General features: G+C 67.1%; 12 protein-coding genes. 3 read left to right on the top strand and 9 right to left on the bottom strand.

Translation table 11 applies throughout. The features are described from left to right. Window positions 1-352 precede the first annotated feature (352 nt). A complete protein-coding gene (locus ACWEN6_RS06580; protein ID WP_452569292.1) occupies window positions 353-1,276 on the bottom strand; it encodes a ParB/RepB/Spo0J family partition protein in 924 nt (307 codons plus the stop codon). Window positions 1,277-2,266: 990 nt separating this feature from the next. Between ACWEN6_RS06580 and ACWEN6_RS06585 the strand changes: the two genes are divergently transcribed. After that, window positions 2,267-4,546: a tetratricopeptide repeat protein gene (locus ACWEN6_RS06585; protein WP_452569293.1), complete on the top strand. Its 2,280-nt coding sequence runs from the start codon at window positions 2,267-2,269 to the stop codon at window positions 4,544-4,546. On the opposite strand, the gene ACWEN6_RS06590 is transcribed toward ACWEN6_RS06585, so the two are convergent. The 4 genes from ACWEN6_RS06590 to msrA all read right to left on the bottom strand — a co-directional run bounded on the left by ACWEN6_RS06590 (window position 4,526) and on the right by msrA (window position 8,884). Next, window positions 4,526-5,749: a cytochrome P450 family protein gene (locus ACWEN6_RS06590; RefSeq protein ID WP_452569294.1), complete on the bottom strand. Its 1,224-nt coding sequence runs from the start codon at window positions 5,747-5,749 to the stop codon at window positions 4,526-4,528. The two genes, ACWEN6_RS06585 and ACWEN6_RS06590, sit on opposite strands and share 21 nt — an antisense overlap. A 234-nt stretch (window positions 5,750-5,983) precedes the next feature. Next, window positions 5,984-7,018, bottom strand: a complete 1,035-nt coding sequence (locus tag ACWEN6_RS06595) for a BMP family lipoprotein (protein WP_452569295.1) — start codon at window positions 7,016-7,018, stop codon at window positions 5,984-5,986. A gap of 506 nt (window positions 7,019-7,524) precedes the next feature. After that, window positions 7,525-8,070: a YunG family protein gene (locus ACWEN6_RS06600; protein ID WP_452569296.1), complete on the bottom strand. Its 546-nt coding sequence runs from the start codon at window positions 8,068-8,070 to the stop codon at window positions 7,525-7,527. A 151-nt stretch (window positions 8,071-8,221) separates the two neighbouring features. After that, window positions 8,222-8,884: a peptide-methionine (S)-S-oxide reductase MsrA gene (gene msrA / locus ACWEN6_RS06605; protein WP_452569297.1), complete on the bottom strand. Its 663-nt coding sequence runs from the start codon at window positions 8,882-8,884 to the stop codon at window positions 8,222-8,224. A 139-nt stretch (window positions 8,885-9,023) separates the two neighbouring features. Here msrA and rarD point away from each other — a divergent pair, with 139 nt between their 5' ends. Together rarD and ACWEN6_RS06615 are read left to right on the top strand one after the other, a co-directional pair. After that, the gene (gene rarD, locus ACWEN6_RS06610) at window positions 9,024-9,941 is read left to right on the top strand and encodes an EamA family transporter RarD (RefSeq protein WP_452569298.1); all 918 of its coding nucleotides are present in this window, start codon (window positions 9,024-9,026) and stop codon (window positions 9,939-9,941) included. A gap of 364 nt (window positions 9,942-10,305) precedes the next feature. Beyond that, window positions 10,306-11,160 (top strand): LLM class flavin-dependent oxidoreductase, encoded by an 855-nt coding sequence (locus ACWEN6_RS06615; protein ID WP_452569299.1) that lies wholly within the window; start codon window positions 10,306-10,308, stop codon window positions 11,158-11,160. Window positions 11,161-11,393: 233 nt separating this feature from the next. On the opposite strand, the gene ACWEN6_RS06620 is transcribed toward ACWEN6_RS06615, so the two are convergent. Genes ACWEN6_RS06620 through nuoL form a run of 4 tightly spaced genes read right to left on the bottom strand, consistent with a single transcriptional unit; the run spans window position 11,394 to window position 17,397 of the window. Further along, entirely contained in the window at window positions 11,394-12,389 is a 996-nt protein-coding gene (locus ACWEN6_RS06620) for a polyprenyl synthetase family protein (protein ID WP_452569300.1), read from the bottom strand. Between the two features lie 12 nt (window positions 12,390-12,401). Next, complete coding sequence (nuoN, locus tag ACWEN6_RS06625) at window positions 12,402-13,961, bottom strand: NADH-quinone oxidoreductase subunit NuoN (protein WP_354837854.1); 1,560 nt, start codon at window positions 13,959-13,961, stop codon at window positions 12,402-12,404. Further along, window positions 13,958-15,487: an NADH-quinone oxidoreductase subunit M gene (locus tag ACWEN6_RS06630; RefSeq protein ID WP_354837852.1), complete on the bottom strand. Its 1,530-nt coding sequence runs from the start codon at window positions 15,485-15,487 to the stop codon at window positions 13,958-13,960. Before ACWEN6_RS06630 ends, nuoN begins: the two co-directional genes overlap by 4 nt. Beyond that, on the bottom strand, window positions 15,487-17,397 hold the full coding sequence (gene nuoL / locus ACWEN6_RS06635; protein WP_452569301.1) for an NADH-quinone oxidoreductase subunit L: 1,911 nt from the start codon (window positions 17,395-17,397) through the stop codon (window positions 15,487-15,489). The genes ACWEN6_RS06630 and nuoL overlap by 1 nt, the downstream gene beginning before the upstream one ends. Window positions 17,398-17,405: the final 8 nt, after the last annotated feature.

Here is a 17,405-nt window from a genome sequence, read left to right on the forward strand (position 1 = left end):
TGACGGCTTTTATCGCTGTGGCGGACACCAGAACCGCCAGGAACAGCCGATGGCGATTCCACCATCGGTCTGCCAGGGCCCCACCGGGCCCAGCTGGTCGCGTTGTGTCCGGGAGGGCGACGAGCGGTGGGGCCTTCGCCATGTCACAGGCCGTCTCGCGCTTGCTCTAGTGGGCTCGGCCTCGATCGGACTCGGCCGGCTGATGGCCGACCGTGCCTTACACCCGATTCCGAGTCCACCGATCAGGGGATCTGTGCGCTTCACAGATCCATGGCTCCACCCTCCGCATGTGCAACTGCTGTCACCCCGCACTTGCACATATGTGGCGTCGCGGACAGAGCGGTCAGGGTCGTCATCCATCCGTCCCTGTCGTCGCCCCCATCGCTCTCTGTTCCAGATCATCGACGAACGTCGCCCAGGCCGCGGCACTCTCCTTGGCCACCTGGTAGACCAAGCCGATGCAGTGCCCGGGAACCGCTTCGATCAACTCCTTCCTGCACGGTGTGAGGGACGCGGTGATGCTGAGCAACCGGAGAAGGAGCCGGCCACGCTCAGCCGACCAGAGAGACGGATCTTTGATGAGGATCTCCAGGGACGTGCGGCCTTGGCCACGCTCCGGCCGAAGACTACGCGCTCTACGCTGGCCGGACGGGACCGTCTGCTCGTGTGTGTCCGGCGGAACCGACCGGTTCTGAGAGCCGGGGGCGGAGCGGCCGCTGATGGACCGCAGGGAAGTCGGCAAGGGGTCCTCCCCTCTTCTCAACCGGTCGCGCACGTCACGCACCGTGCCGGGTGAGATCCCCGTCTGTTGTGCTATCTGCCGGAGAGACGCATGCGGCGCCGTTGCGATCAACTTCGCCGCCCGGATTCGACCATCGGAACTGTTCAGCGGACGAACGCGCCCATCACGTCCAAGTCGCGCCATCGGTTGGCTCCCCTCCGCGAATGCTGCACGGCGGATGTCGCTCACCGCGCGCGCGGACAGTCCCGCAATCCTGGCGATCTCCCTATCAGACCAGTGCGGATGAGACCGGACGACCCGGTCGGCGGCCGCGGCGCGCTCGCCGGCGGAGAGCGGAAGGCCGTGAGCGGTGTTCTCGCTGACGGCGATCACGAAGGCATCGCTCTCGTCGCCTTCAAAGAAGCGCGCGCGTATGGTCTTGTCTCCGCGCAGTGCCGCGGCGCGCAGTCGGTGCATCCCGTCCACGATGCGCATGGTGGGGCGATGGACGATCACCGGAGGCAGCGCGGTCTCGAGGCCGGACAGCAGTCGCACATGCTGAAGATCCTCTCGAATGCTTCGTGGCGAGTCCGCAGGGAGCAAGGAACGGATAGCCACTGTCTCGACCGCCGAGAGCCGGAATCCGTAGTCTATTCCCGGCCCCTGTCCCCTCATCTGGGCAGCATCCGATGAGGTGGTTCCCCCGTTGCGAGTAGTCAAGGTCTATCTCCTCTGAACCGAATCTCGCTCGGTCTCCCACTCGTGCCCGAGTCGGTCAACGTGTCCCTAGTGAAAAATCCTGACCAAGCGCCGGCCGCATCCCCATGTCATCGGCGGACGGGACGAGCCGAAGAGCGCGCGCTCGACGGGAGGGACAGCAGTCCGGAACATACCTGGCCATCTGGTGCGATTCAGTGCGAAAAGTTGCAGCTCCATCTCTCGGCACGATGTCGTCGGCCAATCACGGAATACATGTCACGGGCCGGCGGTCTACGACACGTAACCCAAGTCTCGACGTTCGCGGTGCAGGCGAACAACGTTGATGCTGTTGACTCTTCGAGGAAACAGACCGTCACGGCCCGCCGTCCACCGAGGCGCGTTGCTTCTCGTATCACGCGATTGCCCAGGCCGCGGCGGGAGCGCAAGGATGGGCGCGGCCGCACCGGGGTCGGCGGCGCCGAGAGGTCAACCAGGGTGCATGCGCCGCGGTCCGGCCGGCGGTGGTGGCCGGATCTGTCCGGGGCCTCGCCTTTGTGAGGAGCGCAAGCTCGTAGGGGCGCGACCGTCCTCTCGCCTCGAAGTCGGCCCTCTCGATCGGCGTGGACACGACGTGCACCTTTTCCCTCGGCGCCTGTTCTCGCGCGTCCCGATTCCTGAACGACCTTGGATCGACAGGACCTCCAGAGTCAAGATATATTCACGGCATCGCATCTCTCAGGAAGGCAAGGTCGCCTGACCTTGAATGCGGCGAACAGTTGAACCGAGAAACATCGCCCCCTCGCGGGATTCCACCGAAGATGAGCGAAGGAATCCTTAGGAGAGTCCATGCCAAAGGTCAGGGACAACTCATCATCCCTGTTCGTTGCGGAGTTGGAACGCCTCCTGGCGAAGCGTGACCTGTCGTGGCGTGGCTTGGCGAAGCTGGCGGGATACCACCCCAGCTGGCTGAGCAAGATTAAGAACGGCAGAACACCCTCCGATGAGGTCGCCAGACGCTGCGATGAGGTGCTCGAGGCGGGTGGCACACTGATCGCATTGGCATCCGTCGAAGCAGGACCAGGACCGGCTCAACTACCCGCGCCGTTCGCCGGCTTCGTGGGTCGCGTGCCTCAACTACGCCGTATGCACGAAGTTCTGGCACAGGATGATCCCGCGATCGTGGCCATTGACGGCCCTCCTGGCGCCGGCAAGACCACCGCCGCGCTACGTCTGGGCCATGAGATCAACGCCCAAGGCGAAGGACTCTATCCAGACGGGCAGCTCTACGTTGACCTGCATGGTTATTCCAGAAAGAGGATGCCGGCCAAGCCGGAGGACGTTCTAGAGGAATTTCTCGTCGCTCTCGGAGTCCCGACCCGGGACATTCCTCAAGGAGTGGAACAACGAGCACGAATCTATCGCACCGTCCTGGCCACCCGGAGGGTCCTGATCCTGCTGGACAACGCCACCTCCTCTGAGCAGGTCCTGCCTCTGATACCCAATTCCAGCGGATGCGGGGTGGTGGTGACGAGCCGTCGCAGGTTGAACGGCCTGGCCATCCAGTTCGGTGTCGAACGGGTTGGGATCGGGTCGATGACCGCGGAAGAGTCGATGGCCGTACTGCGCACGGCAGTCGGTGAGGCCCGAACCGAGGCAGAAGCGGCTTCTCTGGCCGCTTTGGCGGACCTTTGCGGGCATCTGCCGTTGGCGTTGAGGATCGCGGCCGAACGCGTCGCCGCCCACCCGCATCGCCCCATCAGCGAGTTGGTGGAGGAACTGACGGCCAAGGAGCAGAGGCTGGACGGGCTGGCCACTGACGACTCCGTGGCTGTGCGCACAGTGTTCGAGTGGTCCTATAAGGACCTCTGCGCCGCTCAAGCACATGTATTCCGGTTACTCGGCTTATTCGAGGGCTCACACTTCAGTGTGGAGGCCGCCGCCGCACTGGCGGGAGTGTCGACCGTACGCGCCCGGCACCTGCTCGAGAGGCTCAGTGGCGTTCATCTCGTCGAAGCGGCGCGGTGCGGCCGCTACCGTTTCCACGACCTGATGCGCTTGTACGCCGTTGAACGCCAGGAGGCCGAAGAGTCCCGGATGAACTGCGAGTCCGCGGTGCGGCGGCTGACCGACTGGTACCTGCACAGCTCGGCCGCCGGGGGAAGAGCCTTGGCCCCTTTTCGGCTGAACCCACTCAAACTTGACCCACCAGAACCCGGCTGCACTCCGATGAGCTTCAACGACGACAAAGCGGCCTTGCGGTGGTTCGATATCGAGGCGCCGAACTTTATGTCCGTCGTCAGCTTGGCCATGGAGTACGGGCTCTATGACGCGGTATGGAAGATAGCCGTGTCGCTGTGGGACTACCTTCGTCTGCTCCGCAACCCTGGGCAATTGTGGGTGGGCGTGACAACGCTGGCGCAGCAGGCTGCGCGCATGGCCCAGAACCCCTACGCGGAGGGATGGGTGGAGACGAGTCTTGCCGACGCCTACCGGTGGCTGGGCCAAAATGACCGCTCTCAGGAGCTGTTCGAACACTCCCTGGCCATTCGCAGGAGCATCGGAGACCGGCATGGCGAGGCGTGGGCCCTGGCCGGCTCAGGATTCCTCGCCATCGACCAGGGGCGGCTGAAAGAGGCCTTCTACTATGCCAACCAGGCCTTGTCGATCTTCTTAAAAGTGGGAGACAGGCATGGCGAGGCTTCAGCCCTCTTCACAATAGCCGACGCCTACCACGGCTGGAAGCAATTCGATAACGCCCTCCACACCCTCCAGACATCCCTCAATATATTCGAGGACATCGGAAACCGCGACGGTCAAGGCCTGACCTTGGTCAAGATCGCCGAAGTTCATATCGCTTGTGGAAGCTATCAGGAGGCTCTGGACTGTCTCGACCGTTCCCTGGAGGCACGGCGTTCGGCGGGCTCCCGGTGGGGAGAGGCGGACGGCCTTGCCCGGCGAGGCCATCTCTTGCAGTTCCTGGGGGAGCGGAGCGCCCAAGAATCATGGGAGGCCGCGCTGGTGCTCTACGAAGAGGTCAACGATCCACGAGCAGGACATATTCGGGCCCACCTGCGAGGGGAGCCGGTTGACTTGTGGAAGAGCATCCTAGCGCGCCCCGGATGGTGATCGGCCGACCGGAGTGAAACTGACCGGAAGCTCATGCAGGCCACGGATGACAAAACTCGGTTGCCGGCGCAAAGGTGCGGTGGGATCTGCGAGAACCATATCGGGAAGGCGCCGGAAAAGGGTCTCCAACGCGACTCTGGCCTCCACCCGTGCGAGTGGTGCCCCGAGGCAATAGTGCACACCATGGCCGAACCCGAGGTGAGGGATGTCGGGCCGGGTGACATCGAACCGGTCAGGCTGGGGGAATTTGGCGGGGTCACGATGTGCCGCGGCCAAGGCGATCACCACGGGCTCACCGGCCGGAATCAGAGTGCCGCCGATGGTGACCGGTTCCGTCGTGAAGCGCCACGCCGCCAATTCCATCGGGCCGTCATAACGGAGGAACTCCTCGACGGCCGAATCCCACAGTTCGGGCCGGGCGCGCAGGAACGCGAGCCGGTCTGCGTCGTCCAGTAAGGTCAGAGTCGCATTCCCAATAAGGCCGACCGTTCCTTCATGACCCGCGATCAGCAGGAGAAAGATCATCGACAGGAGTTCGGTCTCGCTGAGTTGGCCCTCCTGTCCCGCGGCGACCAACACGCTTATCAGATCGCCACCCGGTGCACTCTGCTTGGCTGCGACCAGCGAGCGCAGGTAGTCGCTCGGGTCCTCGTATGCGGGCGCCTCGCCGGTATGGGGGGTGACGGCATTGGACGTCCACTGCCGGAAGATGCCATGACCCTCGGAGGGTATGCCCAGTACCTCACAGATGACGGTGATCGCCAGAGGATAGGCGAAGTCCGTAATGACTTCCGCACTTCCCCGGCCCTCGAAGTCGTCGATCAGCGCGTCGGCGATCTCTTGCACTCGCGCGCGCATGCTCTTCGCCTGGCGCGCCGTGAAGGCCTGGGAGACCAGCCGGCGCAGCCGAACATGATCAGGAGCCTCTCTGGTGAGAAGATGCGCTCCCAGTTCGGCCCCGTCTTCCAGTTGACGGCCGCGATCAGACTCTTGCCACGACGGGCCGGCGATTCGGGGATCTCTGCTTAAACGCGGGTCTCCCAGTGCGGCGCGGGCATCCTCGTATCGCGTCACCATCCAGCAGCGCAACCCGTCGCGGAGCATCGCTATGCGGACAGGCCCTTCTTGCCGGAGTTTCGCCCAGGCGGGATAAGGATCGTCCTGATCCACCTCCCCCAACAGCTCCGCCTTCTTCGCGTTCAAACGGTCCTCTTTCCTGCGAGCCGGTACATGTGTGCCCTTTCCGCATCGAGCTTCCGGGAGGATACCCTAAGTGATCACCCGAATCATACGTCCGTTTCCCCCTTTGTCGCGAGGGGCGCGTCAGCGCATGAGGCGACGGCCCGGCATCGGGCGACAAGCCCCTGCCCAACGAGCCCCGCATGGACGCACGGCGAGACATCGGCGGTCGAAGCAAGCGAACCGACTTGCGGACCGCTATGCTTCCGGCACCTTCACCGCACCTTCTATGATTTTTCCTTCAATAGCTCGGAGCTGCTCTTGGATGTCGTCGACCCCGCCGCCGGACGTGGCATATCCAACACCCTTGTTAGACAGATCGTAGATTTTCGTCCCGCCCTCGAATCGATCGGCCTTGACCGCGGCGACGAAATCTAGGACCGCCACGTCCACACGCTTCAGCATTGACGTGATGATATGGTCCCGTACTGCGGTGAGGCCGGGCTGCCGATATTGGTCGGCGTCGACCCCGATCGCTTTTTTGCCGGCCGCCGCAGCCGCGTCGATGACGCCGACCCCGGCGGCCCCTGCAGCATGGAATATGACGTCCACGCCACTGTCGAGCTGGCCTTCCGCGGCGATCCTGCCTTTCACGGGGTCCCGAAAACCCGAGTCATCCGGAGGCTGCGAGATGTATTTCGACAGGACCTTGATTCTAGGATTCACGTACTTGGCGCCCGCGGCGTATCCCGCGTAGAACTGCTGGATGGCAGGAGTTTCCATCCCTCCGACGAAGCCGATCGCACCGGTTCTCGACTTCAGGGCGGCCGCCGCCCCGGCCAGAAATGAGCCCTGCGCTACGGAGAACTTCAGGCACATGACGTTCGGTTGCGTTGGGGGATCGCCGTCGACCACCGCAAAGCGGGTGTCGGGGTACCGTGAGGCTACCTCGTCGACGGCTTTACTGTAGGCGAAGGTCATGCCTATGATCGGGTTGTAACCCGCTTTTGCGAATGTTTCGACGAGCTGCACCTTCTCGCCCTCCGGGGCGTCCGCATCGGTCTCGATCCCCTTGGTCGGGAGCTGGAGCTCATTTTCGATCCGCGTCAGCCCGTCTCTGGCGAGATCGTTGTACGAGAAATCTCCCAGGGCGCCGGCATAGACCACTCCGACTTTGAGCGTGTTCCGTTTGCTCGCGGGCCGGGTGTCCTGGGCGCAGCCGGCGATGCACATGAACGCCAGGGCCGCGATGCATGGAATCGCGGCGATAAGCTTACGACGCAAGCCGAGCATTCCTCTTTCGTATCCCGAATTCGCGAGACGTCTGCCAGGGAGACCGCTCTCGACTCTCGTGAACCTCGGTATGGCGCGCATGGATATCGAGATATGCAGCGGAGGCGTCACGGGCAGCCATTCTTCCCCATGTGAACAGGAGCGGTCAAGCACCGAGTAAATGCACCCATGCCATCATTACGCGCGCGACCCGGTCGCGTCCTGGGCGAGCACACTCGTGCAGGTGGCAGCCATCCCGGTCGCCGCATAATCGCCTCGGGTGGGGTTGAAAACCGTCGGAGATCGGAGGTCGTGTGACACTCCGCCGCGCGATCCGCTACGGCTGACACCGGCTGCTCGACTGCGGGAACCCGATTTCAGCCGTTTCGGGGCGAGATGCTGAATGTCCCCTTCGGGGCCTTGGGGGCATTCGTGGCCTGAATGGTTTAATTGTCAGTTGCGGGGTGGGAGTGGGTGTGGAAAGGTCGGGTGCGTGGGGATGTGCGGGTCACGGTGAGGAATGAAGTTCACCGACGAGCTAGCCGGGACTTGGCGTGGCGCGCGCCACCAGCGGCAGAGTCGTGCGATGTTTCAGAACCGCGCGTCGGCGGCCAGCGCGCTTCGCGTACCCGCTCGCGCAAGTGTTCGTACTGCTCGCGGTGACGGCGTGGAGCGTCCGGCGGTCGAGCGACCACTCTGCCGCCCACCACCTGCTCATCCGGCCGGAACTGGTCCGCGGTGAAGTCCACTTCGAAACCATCCGGTAGCCGGTTCCAGTAGTGGTGGCCGATCTGCACGCCGCCCACGTGGACCTCGCCGAGGATCAGATCACCGCCCAGGATGTCCTGCACGACCAGCGCCGTCATGCCGCACTGATCGCGGGCCGGGTTCTGGGGACTCCACTCCTCCCTGCTGTCGGGGTGACAGGTGTCGGCGCCCCACGCCGATCGGAAGTACGGACGAAGCTCATCAGCGGTGATCGGCATACCTGACCATGCCATGTGACGCTGACACATTTCGCCGAGGCATCGGCCGCTCATCGGCACGAGAGGAAGTGCCACCAGCCCTGCCATGATCACGCGAAGCATCAGGCGGGACCGACACGTCAAGCATCAGGCGGGACCGACACGTCAAGCATCAACCGAGGCCCGACAATGGGGCTGGCCCACGATCAGCCGGCTCGCCGGGTGATCGTGGGCCAGTGTGACGGGTGAAGCCGCTGGTCTACGCCTCGCCGGTGGTCAGGCCGATCGGGCAGGCCACGCCCGTTCCGCCTATCCCGCAGTAGCCGTTCTTGTTGCGGTAAAGGTACTGCTGGTGGTAGTCCTCGGCGTAGTAGAAGGTGGGGGCCGGGGTGATCTCGGTGGTGATGTCGCCGTAGCCGGCGGTGGTGAGGACCTGCTGGTAGGCGTCGCGCGAGGCCTCGGCGGACTTCTCCTGGGCGGGGCCGTGGGTGTAGATCGCGGAGCGGTACTGCGTGCCCACGTCGTTGCCCTGGCGCATGCCCTGGGTGGGGTCGTGTGCCTCCCAGAAGACCTTGAGCAGCTCCTCGTAGGAGACCTTGGCCGGGTCGAAGACGACGCGGACGACCTCTGCGTGGCCGGTGAGGCCCGTGCAGACCTCCTCGTAGGTCGGGTTGGGCGTGTGGCCGCCCTGGTACCCCACCGAGGTGGAGACGACGCCCGGAGTCTGCCAGAACTTGCGCTCGGCGCCCCAGAAGCAGCCCATGCCGAACTCGGCGATCTCGGTCCCGTCGGGGTACGGCGGAGCCAGCGGCGCGTCGAGGACCGCGTGCCGCGCGGGCACCGGTATCGCCTCGGCGCGGCCGGGGAGTGCCTCCTGCGGCGTCACCATCGAAGTCTTGTTCTTGCCGAAGAGCCAACCCATCGTGCACCTCCGTCGGACACTCTTTGCAGACTAGGCAACCACCGGCGACCGGTGAATGTTCCTGGCGTAAGCATCTCTTAAGATCTGACTCAGAGATCCTTATTTGTAGTAAAGGCTGTCAGCAGCGAAGATAGGCTACATGCCTGATTCGCGCCGCGGTGTCCTGTATGGCGTAGCCGCCTACACGATGTGGGGCCTGTTCCCCCTGTACTGGCCCCTGCTGAAGCCGTCCGGTGCCGTCGAGATCCTCGCCCACCGCGTGGTGTGGTCGCTGGTGGCCGTGATCGCCGTGCTCGCCGTACGGCGCCACTGGTCCTGGTTCCGCGAGCTGGCGAGACAGCCGAGGAAGTTGCTCCTGCTGACGCTGGCGGCCGTGACGGTCTCGGTGAACTGGGGCGTGTACATCTACGCGGTCAACGCGGGGCACGTGGTCGAGAGCGCGCTCGGATACTTCATCAACCCTCTGGTGAGCGTGCTGTTCGGCGTGCTCGTCTTCCGGGAACGGCTGCGGCCGTGGCAGTGGGCGGCCGTGGGGCTCGGCGCCCTGGCCGTGGTCGTGCTGGCGGTCGACTACGGCCGGCCGCCGTGGATCGCCCTGGTGCTCGCGGTCAGCTTCGGCACCTACGGGCTGATCAAGAAGGCGGCGAACGTGGGCGCGGCCGAGAGCCTCACCGTGGAGACGCTGGTGCTGCTGGTGCCCGCGCTGGCCTACCTGGCGTTCCTCCAAGCGCAGGGGACGGCCACCTTCGGCGCCGCGGGCCTCGGCCACGCCGCGCTGCTGGCCGGCGGCGGTCTGGTCACCGCGATTCCGCTGATGTGCTTCACGGCCTCCGCGATCCGGGTGCCGCTCAGCGTGATCGGGCTTCTGCAGTACATCGCGCCCATCCTGCAGTTCCTGTGCGGCGTCCTGGTGGCGCACGAGACCATGGCGCCCAGCCGCTGGGCGGGATTCGCGATCATCTGGCTGGCACTGGCGATGTTCAGCTGGGAGGGACTGCGGCACGCGCACGCGACCCGCCGCGCCGCCACCCCCGCCCCGGCGCTGGAGACCGTCTGACACTTCCCCGCACCCGGCGCCGACCCCTCTGACGCTCCGGGCCGGGGCGCCGGAGCGTCCCACACGTCCCCGGACCGGGCGCAGGCTTCCTCGACTCTCCAGACCCGGGCGCCGGAGTCCGGTACTACCGGGGCAGGGCGCCGGAAGATCAGCACTTCCCAGGACCGGGCGCCGGAGGCCGTCCCGGACAGGACGTCCGGCCGGGCCAGGTGGCACCGCCGGCTCGTGTGCAAGGTTCCTACATCGCCGGAGGTAGCCGTCCGGGCGCGGATACGTCTCCGGCGGTACGACGGACGCCTCGGCCGGCGGACGACGGGCGCTCCTCCCGCGAGAGAGCATCGACGGGACACGAGGGAGGGACACCATGGCAGATCGCCTTTTCCGGTTCGGCGTCGTCGCCGCCACGGCGCGCAGCGCCGATGAATGGACCGCGCTCGCACGCCGCGCCGAGGACCTGGGGTACGCGACGTTCCTCACGCCGGACACGCTGGACACCCTGCCGCCCCTGCCCGCGCTCAGCGCGGCCGCGGCGGCGACGTCCGCCATCGGGCTGGGCACGTTCGTCCTGTCGGTCGCCAACCGGCGGCCCGAGCAGCTCGCGTGGGAGGTCGGCGGCCTGAGCTTCCTGTCCGGCGGCCGGTTCGAGCTGGGCCTGGGCGCCGGCCGGCCGGCCGCCGAGCGGGACGCGGCCCGGCTCGGCGTGCCGTTCGGCACGGTCGACCAGCGCATCAGGAAGCTGGAGGAGGTCATCCGCCAGGTCCGCAAGTGGCACGACTCCACGAATGGCCCGTCGGCGGCCGCGGACCGCGCCGGTGCCGGCGGGGCCGGGCCGCGGGTGCTGATCGCGGCGGGCGGGGAGCGCATGCTGGGCTTCGCCGCCAGGAACGCCGAGACCGTCGCCCTGGGGCTGCCGGCCTCGACCACCGAGGACGGGCTCGGCGAGCCCGTGCGGCTGGTCCGCCAGGCCAGTGACGACTTCGACCGGCTGGAGCTCAGCCTCGGGCTGCACGTGGTCGGGGACGAGGTGCCGCCGTGGCTGGCCGACAAGATGGGCCCCGACCTGCCGGCGGACTCGATCGCCGTCCTCTCCGGCTCCCCGCGGCAGATGGCCGACCGGCTGCTGCGCCGCAGGGACGCCCACCAGATCTCCTACATCACGGTGAACGCCATGTACGCCGACCGGCTGGCGCCGGTCGTGGACCTGCTCAGCGGAACCTGACGCGGGCCCGGCTGACGACGGAGATCAGCCCGGACGAACTGGAACGCCGGCGATCGCTCGAACGGACCGGCGATCACCACGGTCAGCCCGAACGGCCTCCGCCCGTGGGAGCCGCGATCAGCTCGGACGGGCTCGGACGCGGTGGCCGAGGACCGCTCGAACCGGCACGCGACGGCCGGGGTCAACACGATCGGCCCTCCTCGTCGGGGGCCGCGATCAGCCAGAACGGGCGGTCAGCCTGAGCGGTCGACGACGTAGTCGCAGAGGGCGAGCAGGGCGGCGCGGGCGGGGATGTCCGGGAGGGTCATCAGGTCGGCGCGGGCCCGGCCGATCCAGGACATCAGCTCGGCGCGTGCGCGCACCATGGCCTGGTTGGCGCGCAGCAGTTCGACGGCCTCGGCGACGTCGTCCTCGGCCACCGGGCCGGACAGCAGCTCGCGCAGCCGGGCGTCCCGGGAGTCGGTCGAGGCCAGGACGTACAGGACCGGCAGGGTGCGGATGCCCTCGCGCAGGTCGGTGCCGGGGGTCTTGCCGCTCTCGCCCGCTGTCGAGGCGACGTCGAGCAGGTCGTCCCGGAGTTGGAAGGCGACGCCGATGGCCTCGCAGGCGCTGGTGAGGCGGTCGACCACCTCGGGGGTCGCTCCGGAGAGCAGGGCGCCGAACCGGCCGGAGGTGGCGATGAGCGAGCCGGTCTTGTCGGCCAGCACCTCGATGTAGTGGGTGACGGCGTCCACACCGGGTCGCGGCCCGATGGTCTCGCGGATCTGTCCGCGGACCAGCCGGGAGAACGTGCGGGCCTGGATGCGGACCAGTTCGGGCCCGAGGTCGGCGAGGATCTCCGACGCCTGGGCGAACAGGTAGTCGCCGGTGAGGATGGCGACCTTGTTGTCCCACAGGGCGTTGGCGGACGCCGAGCCACGCCGGACCCTGGCCTCGTCCATGACGTCGTCGTGGTAGAGCGTCGCCAGGTGGGTCAGCTCGATGACCACGGCCCCCGGAATCACACCGGGGGCTCTGAAGTCACCGAAGTGCGATGCCAGCAGCACGATCATCGCTCGGAAGCGCTTGCCGCCCGCCTCGATCAGGTGCTTGGACGCCTCCGCGACGAAGGCGTCCTGGCTGTCGGCGGACGTGCGGAGCATCTTCTCCACGGCGTCGAGGCCGCTGGCGACATCCGCTGCCAGCCCCTCGTCGATGAATGGCAGGTCGACTACGGGCGGCGCGGCCATCAAGCATTACTCCTAACGAACGAACAGCGACTGCGCGGCCGAGTGCGCGAGGTCGAGCACCGGCTGCGGGAAGACCCCGAGCACTACGGTAGCCGCCGCCGAGAGCGTGACCACAGCCGCGGTCCCCATGCTCGGCACCGCGATGGTCGGACCCTCGGGCGAAGGGTCGCTGAAGAACATCAGGACGATCACGCGGACGTAGAAGAACGCGGCCATGGCCGAGGTCACGACACCCACGATGACGAGCTGAACTGCTCCGCCCGAGACCGCGGCGGCGAACACGGCGTACTTCCCGAAGAACCCGGAGGTGAGCGGGATGCCGGCGAAGGCCAGCAGGAAGAGCGCGAAGATGCCGGCGAGCAGCGGGGAGCGCTTGCCGAGGCCGGCCCAGCGGGACAGGTGCCCCGCCTCGCCGCCGGGGTCGCGCACCATGGTGACGACGGCGAACGCGCCGACCGTGGCGAAGCCGTAGGCGACGAGGTAGAACAGGATGCCCGACAGGGCGCTGGCGTTCTGCGCCGACTTGCCGGTGGCGACGACCGCGGTGAGCAGGAAGCCGGTGTGCGCGATCGACGAGTAGGCCAGCATCCGCTTGATGTCGGTCTGGGTGATCGCGAGCACGGCGCCGACGACCATCGTCAGGATGGCGATGACCCACAGCACCGGGGTCCACTCGGTGTCGAGATTGCCCAGCGCGACCCAGAACACCCGCAGCAGCGCGCCGAACGCCGCGATGAGCGTGCCGGAGGCCATCAGCGCGGTGATCGGCGTCGGCGCGCCCTGGTACACGTCCGGCTTCCACGCCTGGAACGGCGCGGCGCCGATCTTGAACAGCAGGCCGACGCCCAGCGTCGCGGCGCCCATGTACAGCAGGCTGTCCTGGCCGCCGACGGTGGCGAGGGCGTCGGAGATGGCCTTGAGGTCCACCGACCCGGCGAACCCGTACAGCAGCGCGGTGCCGTACAGGAAGAACGCCGAGGAGAAGGCGCCGAGCAGGAAGTACTTCATGGCCGCCTCCTGCGAGAGCAGGCGGCGGCGCCGGGCCAGGCCGCACAGCAGGTACAGCGGCAGGGACATGACCTCAAGGGCCACGAACATGATCAGCAGGTCGTTCGAGGCGGGGAAGAGCATCATGCCGCCGACGGCGAAGAGCACCAGCGGGTAGATCTCGGTGTGGGCGCCACCCTCGGAGATCGCGCGGTCCTCCTCGGCGCTGCCGGGCACGGCCGCGGCCTGGGCGACGAAGTTGTCGTCGTCGTTGATCAGCAGGACGCTGACGATGGCGAGCAGCAGGATGGCGCCCCAGATGAACAGGGACGGCCCGTCCACGGCGATGGCGCCCATGGCGGCGGCGTTGCGCACGCCTTTGACCGCCTGCCAGACGGTCAGCGCGAACGCGCCCGCCATGGACAGGACGGTGATCGGCATCTGGATCGACTTGCGCAGGTAGCGGGGCGTGAACGCCTCGACCAGGACACCGATCATCGCCGCGCCGAAGACGATGAGCATCGGCGCGAGCTCACCGTATTCGATCTTCGGCGCCTCAATCGCGGCGGCGGCGAGCGAGCTCACTGGCCTGCCCCCTTCTTCTCAGCGGTCGCGGGTATGGCGGGGGTGAACTGCGGCGCCTGCACGCTGGTGAGGGTCTGGTGGACCGCCGGGTTGATCACGTTGAGCAGCGGTCCGGGGAAGAACCCGAAGCCGATGAGCAGCGCGAGGAGCGGGACCACGACGACCTTCTCGCGGAGGTTCAGGTCGGGGAGCGCCTTGACCGACTCGGCGGTCGGCCCGGTCATCATGCGCTGGTACATCCACAGGATGTAGATGGCCGCCAGGACCATGCCGATCAGCGCGATGATGCTCGGCACGATGAAGCGCTCGTAGGTGCCGATCAGGACGAGGAACTCGCTGACGAAGGTCGACAGGCCCGGCAGCGACAGCGACGACAGGCCGGCGACCAGGAAGGTGCCCGCCAGCACGGGGGCGACCTTCTGCACGCCTCCGTAGTCGGCGATGTACTGCGACCCCCTGCGGTTGATCAGGAAGCCCGCGAGCAGGAACAGCGCGCCGGTGGAGAACCCGTGGTTGACCATGTAGAGCGTGGCGCCCGAGCCGGCGTCGGCGGTCATCGCGAACACGCCCATGGTGATGAAGCCGAAGTGCGAGATCGACGTGTAGGCGATGAGCCGCTTCATGTCGGTCTGCCCGATGGCCACGATCGCGCCGTACACGATGCCGATGACGCTGAGCGCGATCACCAGCGGCGTGAAGAACTTGGCGGCGTCGGGGAACAGCTCCAGGCAGAAGCGGAGCATGCCGTAGGTGCCGACCTTGTCCAGCACGCCGACGAGCAGGACGGCCGCGCCGGCGGGCGCCTGGGCGGCGGCGTCGGGCAGCCAGGTGTGGAAGGGCCACAGCGGCGCCTTGACGGCGAAGGCGATGAAGAAGCCGAGGAACAGCCACTTCTGCGTCGTCGGGTCCTTGATGACGCCGATGAGCTCGGGCTGCAGGAAGGTGCCCTTGGCCGCGATGGAGTACAGCGCGATCACGGCCACCAGCATGAGCAGGCCGCCGAACAGCGAGTACAGCAGGAACTTCACGGCCGCGTAGGACCGCTGCGCCCCGCCGTAGGACCCGATCATGAAGTACATCGGGATCAGCATGGCCTCGAAGAACACGTAGAACAGGAAGACGTCGGTCGCCGCGAAGACGCCGATCATCATCGCCTCGAGCACCAGGATGAGCGCGAAGTAGGTCTTGACCGACCGCTTGGCGTCAGGCCGCTCGGCGTCGTGCCAGGAGGCCAGCACCACGATCGGCACCAGCACCACCGCGAGCGCGATGAGCACCAGCGCGATGCCGTCGACCGCGACGGCGTAGTGGACGCCGAACGACGGGATCCAGGAGTGGACCTCGCTGAACTGGTCGCGGGCCCCCGACGGCTTGAACTGGGCCGCCATGGCGAGCGTGAGCACCAGCACGACGAGCGAGACCGCGAGCGTGAGCTGCTTGGCGAGCTTGTCGTTGCCCTTGGGCACCGCCGCCACCGCCAGCGCGCCCACCACGGGCACGCCCATCAGGATTGAGAGCCAGGGCATCACAGGTTCCCTACGACGAACCATGCGCCGACCAGGAGGGCGGCACCGAAGAATATCGACAAGGCGTACGACCGGACGAAGCCGGTCTGGACGCGGCGCAGGCGCCCGGAGGTGCCGCCGATGAGCGCCGCCAGCCCGTTGACCAGCCCGTCGACGCCGCGGTTGTCGAAGAACACCGCGAGCCGGGTCAGCCACTGGCCGGGGCGCATGAACAGCGCCTCGTTGATCGCGTCGCCGTACAGGTCACGGCGGGCGAAGACGGTGAGGAACGACCCGCGCGGGGCGACGGCCGGGACCTCGGCCCTGCCGTAGCGCATCCAGGCGTAGGCGACGCCGACCGCGACCACCGCGAGCGTCGCCAGGCCGGTGACGCTGAACGGGTGGAAGCTCGGCAGCTCCTCGGGACGGCCGACGGCCGGGGCCAGGAACTCCATGAACCGGTTGCCCGCGATGAGGAACGCGCCGCCGAACACCGAGCCGATCGACAGCAGGATCAGCGGCCAGGTCATGACGGCCGGGGACTCGTGCGGGTGAGCGCCGGACTCCCAGCGGGGCTTGCCGTGGAAGGTCATGAAGAACAGGCGCGACATGTAGAAGCCGGTGATGCCCGCGCCGATCACGGCGAGCCAGCCGAGGATCGGGTTGTGCTCCATCGCGGTCTCGATGATGCCGTCCTTGGTCCAGTAGCCGGACAGCAGCGGGAAGCCGATGATCGCCAGGTAGCCGAGCCCGAAGGTGGCCCAGGTGATGCGCATCTTTCCGGCCAGGCCCCCGTACTTGCGCATGTCGACCTCGTCGTTCATGGCGTGCATGACCGAGCCGGCGCCGAGGAACATCGAGGCCTTGAAGAAGCCGTGGGCGATCAGGTGGGCGATGGCGAAGGCGTACCCGACCGGGCCGAGCCCGGCGGCGAGCATCATGTAGCCGATCTGCGACATCGTCGATCCGGCCAGGGCCTTCTTGATGTCATCCTTGGCGGTACCGATGATCGCACCGGCGAGCAGCGTGGCGACGCCGACGATGGTCACGACGAGCGCAGCGGTCGGGGCTCCCATGTAGATCGGGCCGGAGCGCACCACCAGGTAGACGCCGGCGGTGACCATGGTGGCCGCGTGGATGAGGGCCGAGACCGGGGTCGGGCCCTCCATCGCGTCGAGGAGCCAGGACTGCAGCGGGAGCTGGGCCGACTTGCCGCACGCGCCGAGCAGCAGCGCGAGCCCGATGAGGGTCAGCGTGGCTTGCGACGCCTGCGGCACGTGGGACAGGACCGGGCCGAAGGCCACGGTGCCGAACGTCGTGAAGATGACGAAGACGCCGAGCGCGAGGCCCATGTCGCCGACGCGGTTGACGATGAAGGCCTTCTTCGCCGCGGCCGCCGCCGAGGGCTTGTGCTGCCAGAAGCCGATGAGCAGGTAGGACGCCAGGCCCACGCCCTCCCAGCCGACGTACAGGCCGAGGTAGTTGTCGGCCAGCACCAGCAGCAGCATCGCGGCGACGAAGAGGTTCAGGTAGGCGAAGAACCGCCGCCGGTTCGGGTCGTGCGCCATGTAGCCGATCGAGTAGATGTGGATCAGCGACCCGACACCGGTGATCAGCAGGGCGAACGAGATCGACAGCGGGTCCAGCAGCAGGCCCATCTTGACGTCGATGGAGCCGCCCGGCAGGAAGTCGTACAGCTCCACCACGCGGCGGCGCTGGTCGGCCCCGAAGCCGAGCAGTTCGAAGAAGACGAGCACGGCCACCACGAACGACGCCAGCGACATGACGACGCCCAGCAGGTGGCCCCAGCGGTCGGTGCGGCGGCCGCCCAGCAGCAGGATCGCCGCGCCCAGCAGGGGCAGGGCGATCGTCAGCCAGGACAGGCCGATCACTCCACCGGAGTGCTGGACGATCTCAGCAGCGGTTTCCACGGCGTCCT

The organism is Sphaerisporangium sp. NPDC004334, from assembly GCF_053602655.1.